Origin of the sequence: Bacillus sp. ME78, assembly GCF_903970865.1 — a bacterium.
Classification (GTDB): Bacteria; Bacillota; Bacilli; order Bacillales; family Bacillaceae_G; genus Bacillus_A; species Bacillus_A cereus.
Genome location: NZ_CAJCKK010000006.1, coordinates 201,385 through 214,639, shown reverse-complemented (window position 1 = coordinate 214,639; position 13,255 = coordinate 201,385). Strand labels below are relative to the sequence as shown.

The following is a 13,255-nucleotide window of genomic DNA, read 5'->3' as shown; positions in this document are numbered from 1 at the left end:
CCAATAAAGTTAGTTTGTCTAGCATCTAAAAATAAAAATTGACGTTTCACGTTGTTTGTTTCGTTCAGTTTTCAAAGAACTACTTGGTCGCTCATTTGCGACTTCCTTATGTTAACATCTTCATTTTTCAATGTCAACTAAGTTTTTCAATTTCTTTTTTGTCGTTTTCTGCGTTTCCGCATCAGCGACGGTTATTAATATATCATGCAGTATATACAGGGTCAATACTTTTTACAAAAAAATTTCACATCCCGTTAAAAACTTAAAAATCATTATAGCACCCATTCATTCTTCATGGCTCCTCTCCTATCCATTTCATATCTTATCTCTTTATCAAGTTACACAAGAGTGAAAATTCTAAATTTTATGTTATATTATTATTATAGGAGTGTGGTGAGAATGAGCATTAAGTATTCAAACAAAATCAATAAAATCCGGACCTTTGCATTAAGTTTAGTATTTATCGGCCTCTTCATTGCATACTTAGGTGTCTTTTTCCGCGAAAACATTATTATCATGACAACTTTTATGATGGTTGGCTTTTTAGCTGTTATCGCTAGCACTGTCGTTTACTTTTGGATTGGTATGTTATCTACTAAGACTATCCAAATTATTTGTCCAAGCTGTGATAAGCCAACAAAAATGCTCGGCCGTGTCGATGCATGTATGCACTGCAATCAACCTTTAACACTAGATCGAGATCTAGAAGGAAAAGAATTTGATGAAAAGTATAACAAGAAGAGTTATAAATCATAAGTATCAAGGGAAATACGAGTTTGCAACACTACAAACGTTTCAACTCATTAAAAAGTTGATTTATTAAGAAATCAACTTTTTAATTGTTTTATTAAATTTATTACACCTATTTTTTCGAAATAACAGTAAACATCCCTGTCATGTTAGGCGAATAATCTTTAAAATCATATTTTTCGTAGAATGACGTTTTCCCTTGCGACGCAAACAAACCAATGAATGCTTTATCTGGAGCATTCTGATTTAAGTATTCTACTAAAGTATTCATTATTTTCTTTCCAATACCATTCTTTTGATACTCTGGATGAACCACTATATCTTGAATATAGAAATAGATAGCCCCATCACCAACAATTCTGCCCATGCCGATGATTTGATTATTATCCTTGACTGTTATACAGTAAATCGAATTTTGAAGTGATATTTCCACCACCTCAAAGTTCATATAATTAGTCCATCCCACAGAATCACATAAATATTTATATTCTTCCAATGTTGGAATGTCACTTTTAATCTCATATTTCTTCAAAATGTCCCCTCCAAGAATTCATTTCCACCAATACAAAGTAAATTCGACAAACTTTTATCTAACCCTTCTTACTAACTTAGCACTGTAAATCCCGATTAACCTCACGCTAATCCTTATATAATAAAGAAAGAGGCTGACGTATAGCCGTCAGCCTCTTTCTTTATTATATATTACGCCTTATGACACTCTGGACAAACGCCATAAATTTCTAAGCGATGACTATTGATAACGAAGCCTGTCGTTTTCGCAGCTTCCTCTTCCAGCTTTTCCAAGCCTCCATAAGGAAAATCAACAATCTTACCACATTTTTCGCAAATCACATGATAATGTTGACTTGTAACATAATCAAATCTACTTGAAGCGTCTCCATAAGTTAATTCCTTTACAAGTCCAACCTCTTTAAACACACGTAAGTTATTATAGACAGTTGCAACACTCATATTTGGAAACTTACCTTCTAATGCTTTATAAATATCATCCGCTGTTGGGTGCGTCATTGATTCCACAAGGTACTCTAAAATAGCATGACGCTGTGGAGTAATGCGTACACCCGTATTTTTCAGCATTTCTAGCGCTTCTTTTAATTCTTCTTTGACCACCGTCATGCACCCCGATTCTATACGGATTATTATTTTATAATTCTTATAAAGAGTGTACTCCTTTTCTTATAAATCGTCAATATTTCTACTATAAGTATGTGGTTTATTTTTATATTCAGGACTTGTTTTTATGTATCTTTCCCTTTTTCTTCATATATTACATAGAAAAAAGTGCGACATAATCGCACTTGGAATACTATCATCTGAGGAGGTATGCCCTACACTTCCACTTTATGTAAGGCAGTAAAATATGTATAGACACTTGCCTTGTTTCTGCATATTTTATCTCCAACGTAGATTTATTTTATATAAGAAAGAACATCCTCAATATGTCCTTTCACTTTCACTTTACGCCACTCTTTTACAAGTTCACCGTCTTTATTAATAAGGAATGTAGAACGCTCGATTCCCATATACTCTTTCCCAAAGTTCTTTTTTAACTTCCAAACATCGTATAACTCTGCTACTTTATGATCTTCATCTACTAAAAGTGTAAATGGCAATTCATGTTTCTCAATGAATTTCAAATGTCTATTCGCTGAATCAGGACTTACTCCAAGAATAACCGTATCCTTCTCTTGAAATACTCCATACGCATCACGAAAATCACATGCTTCAGTTGTACATCCTGGCGTCATATCTTTCGGGTAAAAATAGAGAACTACATTTTTACCGCGAAAATCAGCTAGGCTAACTTCTTCTCCGTTACTTCCCTCTAATGTGAATTCTGGTGCCATTTCTCCTACTGTAATCATTGTTATCACTCCTACTCTTTTCCTTTACTATAACAAATGCTTCCTTATTTTTCATTGTCTATTACAGACCTCATCACAAAAGCAAAAGGGAGTGTATATCCAATTAGCGCTTCTGCAATTGCAATCCATCGCCCAATTCCAATCGGAGATATGTCACCATATCCAACAGACAATAAAGTAACTGCGCTAAAATATAAACAAACTTCAACGAGTTGAAAAGAATGAACGTTCAAACTTTCTCCGTCCTCTTTCAAAACTGCGAAACCCATTTCCTCTAATACAACGTAACTTAATCCAAACGCGATCAGTACTGTTGTATAGATCAAAAATAATGTGGCCAAATTATACAGCGAAAAAAAACGCGTTGAATCTGAATAAGAACTCCATAATAATTGGACACTTTTCAAAATAGCGATTGCTGCAATTAATAGAATAAATCCCCATAACATGTCCTCCACCTCATTTTATATGTATGAGGTGGAGGACTGATTTATCCCTTAGAAACGAACAAGCTTCTATAATTAATTACCCGCGCCACGGTATCTTTTTACTCCTTGGTTCCAGAGGTTGATTGCAATCGTAAAACAGATAACACCAACAAGTGGCGTCGCGAATGCATAACTATTCCATTCTGTTTTTCTTAAAAAGTATGCTGCTGGATATACTCCAACAAACGCGAACGGTAAAACAAACGTTAAAATGAAACGAATTACACGATTATAAATATTAACAGGATAGCGCCCGTAATTACCTATGTTATACATAAGGGGCATAATTGAACTTTTCGCATCCGACCAAAAACCAAGGCTCGCAAGCGTAACAAATATCCCTCCATATACAAGTGCTCCTCCTCCTACCATCAATATAAATAAGAAGAAATCATACCAGTAAAAAGATAATTGTAACTCCACAGCTGCATATCCCATTACAACAATCCCTGTAATGGCTCCAATTAAAGATTCAAGTTCCATTCTTTCTAATATAATTTGAAATAGGCTATGGATCGGTCGCGTTAATACACGATCCATCTCCCCTTTAATAATGTATCGATCATTAAAATCCCATATATTAAAGAAAGCTGAAAAGATGGCAAATGGTACTAAAAAGAAACCATAAATAAAGATTACCTCTTCTCGACTCCATCCCTTCAATGCTTGTGTATGCCCAAATACAACGAGAATAAATATTAAATTAACTGCTTGAAGCGATAAATCAGAAAGTAAACCAACGATAAAATCGCCTCGATACTCCAATTTCGTTTTTATATATTGACTTGCATATTGTAAAAATAAGTTTATATATAGCATCTCATCATCCCCCTTGTACAATTAGACGTTTTCTCGCCGTTCTCCACATGAGTACAATTGGAATAATAAGTACAATTGCCCAAATCACTTGAAATACTAAAGCCTCATACAACTTACTCCCCTGTATACCTTCAGAAAAAATCATACTTGGAATATAACTAATAGCCTGAAACGGTAAAAACATCATTGCTTTTTGGGCCCATAACGGATAAAAACTAATTGGTAATAATAGACCTGAAAATAAATCAATAACAACGCGTTTTGCATACATAATTCCACTATTATTAAATAAGAAAAACGTAAGCATTCCCGTCATTAAATTAATTTGTGTATTAATAATAAAACTAAATATTAAAGATAAGAAGAAATATAACCACGTTTGAAAATTCGTTGTAATTTGCAATGAAAATAATAGCGTAACGATCACCATGCCCGGGATGGAAAAGAATGCAAAACGGAATATCCCCTCGCCAAGACCTTGCATAACTTTCATACCTAAATAGTTGTAAGGACGAATTAATTCTACAGCCACACGGCCTTCTTGAATTTCCATCGCAATTTCTCTATCTATATTATTAAAATAAAACGCACGTGCCATCCACGCGATTGCGATATACGTAGTCATTTGCGAAATAGATAAACTTTCAATATTCTCTTTTCCGCTATAAATTGCTTGCCACAAAAAATAATATGCGCCGATATTAATTGTATAAATTAAAATCCCGCTATAATAGTTTGTGCGATACGCAAGCATCATTAAAAAGCGAATTCGAATCATTTCAATATACTTACCCATGCGTAATACCTTCTTCATAAATGTTACGAATAATTTCCTCTGTAGACACTTCGTTAATTTTTAAATCTTTAATTTGAAATGCTTGTACTACTTTAGAAATAAGCATTGAAATAACAACTTCTTCATTCGGAATTTTTGCAACCCATGCGTTTTCCTCTTTCGCTTTCGACCAAACAACATGATTATCTGGCATAACCATTGATAAAGCCTGATAGGAAACTGGTGCAACAAACTGAAAGTGTATTTCCTTCTCTGCTCCCCACTGCGTACGAAGATTTTTTAAAGAACCGTCATACATAATATTTCCTTCATCCAGCATGATAACACGCTCACATAAAGCTTCAATATCCGTAATATCATGAGTAGTTAATAAAATTGTTGTTTTATAACGTTCGTTCATTTCTTTTAAAAATTCACGTATTTTCAATTTCACAAGTACATCTAACCCAATTGTTGGCTCATCTAAAAATAATAACGGTGGATTATGAATTAAGGCTGCTGCTAATTCACAACGCATTCTTTGACCAAGAGATAATTTTCGAACTGGTTTATCTAATAAAGGCCCTATATCTAACGTTTCAATTACGTGCTCCATATGCTCCTTATACTGAGCGTCTGATACACCATACACTTTCTTTAATAAACGAAACGATTCTTGGACTGCAATATCCCACCAAAGTTGCGAGCGCTGTCCAAAGACAACACCAATTGTTCTTACAAATTCTTCTCTTTGTTTATGTGGATTCATTCCATTTACTGTGATTTGCCCTGATGTCGGAGTCAAAATCCCCGTAAGCATTTTAATTGTTGTTGATTTACCAGCACCGTTCTCACCGATATAACCAACCATTTCACCTTGCTTTACAGTAAAAGATACATCATTTACTGCTGGTACTATTTTATAATTACGATTTAATAAATCGCGAAATGCACCCTTTAAGCCCGGACGACTTGAATAGGCTGTAAACTCTTTACGTAACCCTTGTACCTCAATTACCGATTTCATAATCGGACCCCCCTCCTAAATGTCACAACGAATAGTTTACCCAACTGCCTTCGCTATCACAAACAATACGTCTTTTCGAAAAACATGTTAGAATAATACATAGATTTTTGTAAGGAGATGAATTGTAGTGAAATTCACAAAGTCAGAAGCATTACATAAAGAAGCTTTAGAGCATATCGTTGGCGGTGTTAACAGTCCTTCTCGTTCTTTTAAAGCAGTTGGCGGCGGCGCTCCTGTTGCTATGGAACGCGGGAAAGGCGCTTATTTCTGGGATGTAGACGGAAATAAATATATCGATTATTTAGCAGCATACGGTCCTATTATTACTGGACATGCTCATCCGCATATAACAAAAGCAATTACAACAGCTGCTGAAAATGGGGTACTTTACGGAACACCAACAGCGCTAGAGGTAAAATTCGCAAAAATGTTAAAAGAAGCAATGCCTGCATTAGATAAAGTCCGTTTTGTAAACTCTGGTACAGAAGCAGTGATGACAACGATTCGTGTTGCTCGTGCTTATACAGGTCGCACAAAAATCATGAAATTTGCTGGTTGTTACCACGGTCATTCTGATTTAGTACTTGTGGCAGCTGGATCTGGCCCTTCTACTTTAGGAACTCCTGACTCAGCTGGTGTACCACAAAGTATCGCACAAGAAGTTATTACCGTTCCATTTAACAATGTAGAAACTTTAAAAGAAGCTTTAGATAAATGGGGTCATGAAGTAGCAGCTATCCTTGTAGAACCGATCGTTGGAAACTTCGGTATTGTAGAGCCTAAACCTGGATTCCTTGAAAAAGTGAATGAACTTGTTCACGAAGCTGGCGCACTAGTAATTTATGATGAAGTTATTACTGCTTTCCGCTTTATGTACGGCGGTGCTCAAGACTTACTTGGTGTTACACCTGACTTAACAGCGCTTGGTAAAGTTATTGGCGGCGGCTTACCAATCGGTGCTTACGGTGGTAAGAAAGAAATTATGGAACAAGTTGCTCCGCTTGGACCTGCATACCAAGCTGGTACAATGGCAGGAAACCCTGCTTCTATGGCATCAGGTATCGCTTGTCTAGAAGTGCTTCAACAAGAAGGACTTTATGAGAAATTAGATGAACTTGGTGCAATGCTTGAAAAAGGAATTTTAGAGCAAGCAACGAAACATAATATCGACATTACATTAAACCGTCTAAAAGGAGCTTTAACTGTATACTTCACAACAAATACAATTGAAGATTATGATGCCGCACAAGATACAGACGGTGAAATGTTCGGTAAATTCTTCAAGCTTATGCTTCAAGAAGGAGTTAACTTAGCACCTTCTAAATACGAGGCATGGTTCTTAACGACAGAACATACAAAAGAAGATATTGAATATACAATCGAAGCTGTCGGCAGAGCATTTGCTGCCCTAGCAGACAATAAATAATCCCGTCATTAAAAGGAAAAAAGAAAGCTCACCTTTCTTTTTTCCTTTTTTCTATTTCATAAATCCCGTATTAATAGTATAATTATTCATAATTATCTGTTTTATATTCTTTTACAGCATTACTATCTCTGTGTACAAGGTGATTTGCACCTTAAATAGTAAGATTATTCTAACTTTTACAAGAGGGGGGATTGACGGATGCTCAATACAAAAAATACATGGACACCGTCTTTATTTCGAGATTATAGAAATGCAGAACACGATGCGTGTGGAATCGTTTCCGTTATGGAGAAACGAAAAATTGCTACAAAAGAAAACATTGACCTTTGCATTCAATCACTCGTCAAAATGAATCATAGAGCTGGTTTCATTAATGGTGAGGGCGATGGCATCGGCATTCACATTGATGTACCAAAAGCGCTTTGGAATGAAAAACTAAAAAGTAGCGGATATAATCCAACGATTGTGGATCATCCCCACTTTATCGTTGGACATTTTTTTCTAAATAAAAAAGAAAACATTACTATCTTAAAAGATTATATTCGTACGCAATTAAACAACAAAAATTTTACAATCATTTTCGAAAGTGATGATGTAACAAACTCCGATGCACTCGGTCCACTTGGTAAACAAGAAGAACCTTTATTTTGGCAAGTTGCCCTTATCGCAGAAAACGAAATTACAAATATTGAGCAAACATTATTTTCTGTCACAATAAAAATAGAGGAAAACGAAGCAATTCATGTTGCTTCATTAAGTCGTGATCATGTTGTATATAAAGTTCTAGGTGCTGGTGATACACTTGTTGCCTACTATAATGATTTACAACATCCACTTATCGCTTCAACTATGACATTAGGACATAACCGCTACTCTACTAATACATTATCTAATTTTTTTCGTGTACAACCATTTAGCATTCTCGGACATAATGGTGAAATTAACACAATCGCAAAATTACGCGATCAAGCTGAAATGATTGATGTACCACTTACTGCTGGAGGCAGTGACTCTCAAGATTTAAACCGCACCTTAGAAACTCTACTTGTTCAATACGACTACAGTTTATTTGAAGCAATGGAAATATTGTTCCCTCCAATTATTAATGAAATTAAACTTTATGAAACACCTTTACAAGATTTATATACGTATATACGTGAAGCATGGGGACATTTTGCACAAGGACCAGCTGGCATCATTTCCCGTTTTAAAGATGAAGCTGTTTTCAGTGTTGATTCCCTTGGATTACGCCCAGTCTGGAAAGTAGAGACAGAGAGCTCTTATATTTTCTCTTCTGAACCTGGAGTTGTATCACCAACTAAATATGTAGCAGAACCAAAACCACTCGCCCCTGGAGAAAAGGTTGGATTAAAATGGAATGAACAAGATGAACTTGTTCTTTATGAATATGACAAATATCAAATCCAAGTATATAACCGTCTTAAAAAGCGAATTGATACTACCAATTATCATTTAAATTTATCTATCCCTGAAACGAAAAAAATCCAAGGGCTATGTGATTCTGTTCAAGTTGAAACGAAACAATACGTCGCTTTCGGATGGAACCGAGAACATATTCAGCTCCTTGAACAGATGGCAACAAAAGGCGTTGAGCCCATTCGCTCACTTGGGCATGACTCACCACTTGCCGCACTCGATACTGATAGACGAAATATCGCTGACTTTATTAAAGAAAGTGTAGCTGTTGTTACAAACCCTGCAATTGACCGTGACCGTGAAATTGAACACTTCTCTACACGTACTGTACTTGGAGAGCGTCCAAGTTTATTAAGCGGCGCAAAACGGCCATTTGTAGTTGAAATGCTTTCACCAATTATTTTAGAAGGCAGCGTGGCACAACCTATTGCAGAGGAATTACACACAATTACGTATGAACAACTCATAGAGCTATTTATGACTCATAACTCTATCGCCACAATCTCTGCTACATTCAGTTCGTCAGAAACTCTGCAATGTGCATTAAGCCGCATTAGTTCTGAAGCGATAGCTGCTGTTAACAATGGTGCTTCTCTACTAGTATTAGATGACGCAAAAGCCCATCTAAATGAACGCTTGTGGATTGATCCACATTTAGTTACCGCTAAAGTACATCAAGCATTAAGTGAAAATAAATTACGCCGCAATTGTTCTCTCGTTATACGTTCTGGTGCCCTTCGCTCCTTACATGACATTGTAACGCTATATGGATTAGGAGCAGATAGTATTAATCCATATTTATTATTCGCGACTGTAAATGATGGAACAAAAATACCAATTACGAATCTGTATAATGCACTTAATAAAGGACTAGAAAAAGTCATTTCAACAATTGGAATTCATGAGTTACGTGGTTACGGACGTCTCTATTCATCTATTGGGTTACATGAAGAAATTGCAAATATATTACAAATTACAAATTTCTTCGGTTCAAATGATTTAGCTTTTTCACTTGAATCACTTACTGAAGATGCAAAAATACGAGCAGAGGATTATAACAATCCTAAAATTAGAATGCGAAAATCATTTCATATATTCCCGCGAATTTGGAAAGCAATTGGCGATGTTGCAAAAGGAAATTCTTATGATGATTACCGTGACAAGTTAAGTGAACTAGAAGAGAATAATCCAATCGCAATCAGACACCTTGTTCAAACGAAACAAACAAAACATGTCGTTCCAACTGAAGAAGTATCTATCGGCATTCAAAATCATAATTTACCATTTATTATTAGTTCTATGTCATTTGGTTCTCAAAACGAAATCGCCTTTCGCGCATATGCAGAAGCGGCCGATCAGCTAAATATGATTAGCTTGAACGGTGAAGGCGGCGAAATTAAAGATATGATTGGGAAATACCCACATACACGTGGACAACAAGTGGCATCTGGACGATTTGGAGTAAATGCCGAACTACTAAACTCATCAAACTTAATTGAAATCAAGATCGGTCAAGGCGCAAAGCCTGGGGAAGGTGGACATTTACCTGGTTCAAAAGTGACAGCCAAAATAGCTGAAGCACGTAATGCGACAATCGGCTCAGATTTAATTTCACCTTCTAATAACCATGATATTTATTCAATTGAAGATTTAGCTCAAATGATTACAGAAATTAAAACAGCTAATCAACTTGCCAAAGTAGCCGTGAAAGTCCCTGTCGTTCCTAATATCGGAACAATTGCTGTCGGTATCGCCAAAGCTGGCGCTGATTTTATTAACATTAGCGGATTCGATGGCGGAACAGGTGCTGCACGTATTCACGCATTGCAGCATGTAGGTCTCCCTGTAGAAATTGGTGTTAAAGCCGCTCACAACGCTTTATTAGAAGCAAGTATGAGACATAAAGTAGAGATTTGGGCAGATGGTGGTATTCGAAGTGTAAATGATGCCTTGAAAATCATGCTCCTCGGAGCAAACCGTATTGGATTTGGCACACTATCAATGATTGCAATCGGCTGTACTACTTGCCGTGGGTGCCATCTAGATACTTGCCATGTTGGAATTGCGACACAAATCGAGTCTGAAGCACAAGCAAAAGAACACGGATTACGCCGCTTCGTTCCGCGCGAATTAGAAAGCGCAGTTGCCGGCCTGTTAAATTTATTCACCTCTTTCGGTGTAGAACTACAACGATTAACAGGACAGCTTGGATATACAAATTTACAAGCAATTGTTGGGCGTTCTGATTTATTAGAGCAAGTTCGAGGCGAAAATTTATTAAACTTATGTAATTTACTACAAATAATAGAACATCCATCTGTTACAAAAACAGAAGATGTGTCGAAAAAACAATTTAAAACCGTTCATTCCGCTGACTCAAAAGAATTAGTAGGCGTTGGTGTAGAGCAACGCGTTATGGGTGGTCTAGAATCATGTTATCGCGTTCGCAGTAAACTATATGAAGCTACTCAACTTGAACCACTTACATTAAAGTATACGAATGGTTCTATTCCCGGAAATGGGTTAGGTGCTTACAATAGTGAAAATTTATTTATACACGTAAATGGCGGCGCACAAGATGGCATTGGTAAAACTTCCTTTGGTGGTGGTATTTATATAACGAAATCAAAAGGAGAAGATGGAGTATATTATAACGGTTCTGTCGGAAAAGGATTTGGATATGGTGCACAAAAAGGGGCACTATACGTGCAAGGGAACGCTGATGCTCGCGCTGGCATTCGCCTTTCTGGGGCAGACATGATAATTGGAGGTAGAATAACAAAACCACTCCGTGAAAAAGAGCACGGAAATATAGGGGCATACTCCAATATTAAAGGGTTTGCTTTTGAATATATGACAAATGGGCGAGCGCTTGTTTTAGGTGACCCTGGTCCATGGATTTGCGCCGGCATGACTGGCGGTGTTGTTTATTTACGTCATGATTCAAACTTAGGCTTAACAGAACAGGCCTTAAAAAGAAGAATCGCAAAAGGGGCAAATGTTACATTACAACCAATTAGTAAAAATGGTTTGAAAGATGTAACTGAATTATTGCTAGACTATATTCGTGTACTAAACGAGCATGAGCAATACGAGGAAGTTGCTTTGTTAACCCCGTTATTAGATGATATACAGAACCAGTTTTTTGAAATTATCCCGAAAAAAGAACAGGCAGATCCATCTATCTCAACAGAGTAACATGAGTAATTTTCATTATTAAGAAAAAATTGACGAAGTACACTTCTCATAGTAATCTATAGTAACAATTTGAGACCTGCTGAAATTCAGCAGGTCTTTTTACTAAAAACTGATGTTTAAAAGAAATTAGGAAAAATTATAAAGTGAAACTTTGATTAGCCTACAGCAATTGAGCGTTTACCGGCATCCAGCTACTGAATTTAGAGGCGGGAATCTTACTGTTCACAATTAGCGCGATAAAATGAATACTAATTTCTTTTAACGTCACTAAAATATCACTTGCTAACATATTGTAATGAATGTATAGTATCATGTTGTACATTCATTATGACAAGAGAAAGGATCTTATTAAGGGTATGAAACTTGGTGCTCGCATTTTAAAAACGGGTATTGCCATCACGTTAGCTTTATTTGCTTGTATTTTACTTCAATTACCGAGTCCGGTATTTGCGGGAATTTCAGCTATCTTTGCTGTTCAACCGTCTGTATACCGTTCTTATTTAACCGCACTTGAACAAATTCAAGCAAATGTAATCGGTGCGATATTTGCTATCGCATTTGCTACTGCTTTTGGACATAATCCTTTTATTATTGGATTAACATGTATATTAGTAATTGCTCTTACACTGCAATTACGATTAGAAAACACAATATCAATTGCTTTAGTAACAGTTATCGCCATTATGGAGTATCAAGGCGAAGATTTCTTTAGTTTTGCCTTACTTCGCTTTGCGACGATTATGATTGGTATTATTGCGGCTTCACTTGTAAATTTAGTATTTATGCCGCCGAAATATGAAACAAAACTTTATCATCGTATCGTTGATAATACTGAAGAAATTGTAAAATGGATTCGAATGAATAGCAGGCAAGCTTCTGATTTTACAACGCTAAAAACTGATATTGATCGTATGAAAGAAAAAATGATCAAATTAAACCATTACTATTTGCTGTATAAAGAAGAAAGAAGCTACACGAAAAAAGTAAAGTTCGCAAAAATTCGTAAGCTCGTTTTATTCAGACAAATGTTAGCGACAACAAGCCGTGCTTTAAGTACGTTAAAATCATTACACCGTACTGAAAACGAACTGCGTTACATGCCAGAAGAGTTTCAGGAATCTATCCAAAACGAACTTGACTCATTAACGCATTATCATGAACAAGTTTTATTAAAATTTATTGGTAAAGCAAAAAAACAACAGTCTGTTGAGATGCTTGATGAAGTTGAAACAGGTAAACAAGAATTAATTGATATCTTTATGGAATATCAAAATAAGGACGATGAAGAAGCATATAAAACATGGTTACATCTCTTCCCTCTTATTTCTTCCATTATTAACTATAGTGAAGAAGTAGAGCATTTAGATTTACTTGTAGATAGCTTCTACACATACCATAAACCAGAAAAAGAACTCCAAATCGATGATAAAAAAGAAGACGAATAAAAAA

11 protein-coding genes are annotated in these 13,255 nt (G+C 36.0%); 4 read left to right on the top strand and 7 right to left on the bottom strand.

The genetic code is table 11. The annotated features are described in order from the left end of the window. Positions 1-399 precede the first annotated feature (399 nt). Complete coding sequence (locus H6481_RS10565; RefSeq protein ID WP_000025058.1) at positions 400-756, top strand: YgzB family protein; 357 nt, start codon at positions 400-402, stop codon at positions 754-756. A 106-nt stretch (positions 757-862) separates the two neighbouring features. Here H6481_RS10565 and H6481_RS10560 read toward each other — a convergent pair whose 3' ends face one another. From H6481_RS10560 to H6481_RS10530, 7 genes are all read right to left on the bottom strand, one after another. Next, on the bottom strand, positions 863-1,282 hold the full coding sequence (locus H6481_RS10560; RefSeq protein WP_000759744.1) for a GNAT family N-acetyltransferase: 420 nt from the start codon (positions 1,280-1,282) through the stop codon (positions 863-865). A gap of 170 nt (positions 1,283-1,452) precedes the next feature. Continuing rightward, complete coding sequence (gene perR, locus H6481_RS10555) at positions 1,453-1,881, bottom strand: peroxide-responsive transcriptional repressor PerR (protein WP_000237829.1); 429 nt, start codon at positions 1,879-1,881, stop codon at positions 1,453-1,455. A 299-nt stretch (positions 1,882-2,180) separates the two neighbouring features. Beyond that, on the bottom strand, positions 2,181-2,636 hold the full coding sequence (bcp, locus tag H6481_RS10550) for a thioredoxin-dependent thiol peroxidase (RefSeq protein WP_000633711.1): 456 nt from the start codon (positions 2,634-2,636) through the stop codon (positions 2,181-2,183). 44 nt (positions 2,637-2,680) lie between these two features. Next, on the bottom strand, positions 2,681-3,085 hold the full coding sequence (locus H6481_RS10545) for a potassium channel family protein (RefSeq protein WP_000964345.1): 405 nt from the start codon (positions 3,083-3,085) through the stop codon (positions 2,681-2,683). 72 nt (positions 3,086-3,157) lie between these two features. After that, the gene (locus H6481_RS10540) at positions 3,158-3,943 is read right to left on the bottom strand and encodes an ABC-2 family transporter protein (RefSeq protein ID WP_000965774.1); all 786 of its coding nucleotides are present in this window, start codon (positions 3,941-3,943) and stop codon (positions 3,158-3,160) included. Between the two features lie 4 nt (positions 3,944-3,947). Beyond that, on the bottom strand, positions 3,948-4,739 hold the full coding sequence (locus tag H6481_RS10535) for an ABC-2 family transporter protein (RefSeq protein ID WP_000521519.1): 792 nt from the start codon (positions 4,737-4,739) through the stop codon (positions 3,948-3,950). Continuing rightward, complete coding sequence (locus H6481_RS10530) at positions 4,732-5,745, bottom strand: ATP-binding cassette domain-containing protein (RefSeq protein WP_000843653.1); 1,014 nt, start codon at positions 5,743-5,745, stop codon at positions 4,732-4,734. The genes H6481_RS10535 and H6481_RS10530 overlap by 8 nt, the downstream gene beginning before the upstream one ends. A gap of 127 nt (positions 5,746-5,872) precedes the next feature. On the opposite strand from H6481_RS10530, the gene hemL reads away from it, so the two are divergent. The 3 genes from hemL to H6481_RS10515 all read left to right on the top strand — a co-directional run bounded on the left by hemL (position 5,873) and on the right by H6481_RS10515 (position 13,251). Then, positions 5,873-7,171 (top strand): glutamate-1-semialdehyde-2,1-aminomutase, encoded by a 1,299-nt coding sequence (gene hemL / locus H6481_RS10525; protein ID WP_000673245.1) that lies wholly within the window; start codon positions 5,873-5,875, stop codon positions 7,169-7,171. 198 nt (positions 7,172-7,369) lie between these two features. Then, the gene (locus tag H6481_RS10520; RefSeq protein ID WP_182811641.1) at positions 7,370-11,806 is read left to right on the top strand and encodes a glutamate synthase-related protein; all 4,437 of its coding nucleotides are present in this window, start codon (positions 7,370-7,372) and stop codon (positions 11,804-11,806) included. 356 nt (positions 11,807-12,162) lie between these two features. After that, positions 12,163-13,251: an aromatic acid exporter family protein gene (locus H6481_RS10515; RefSeq protein WP_000765787.1), complete on the top strand. Its 1,089-nt coding sequence runs from the start codon at positions 12,163-12,165 to the stop codon at positions 13,249-13,251. Positions 13,252-13,255 lie beyond the last annotated feature (4 nt).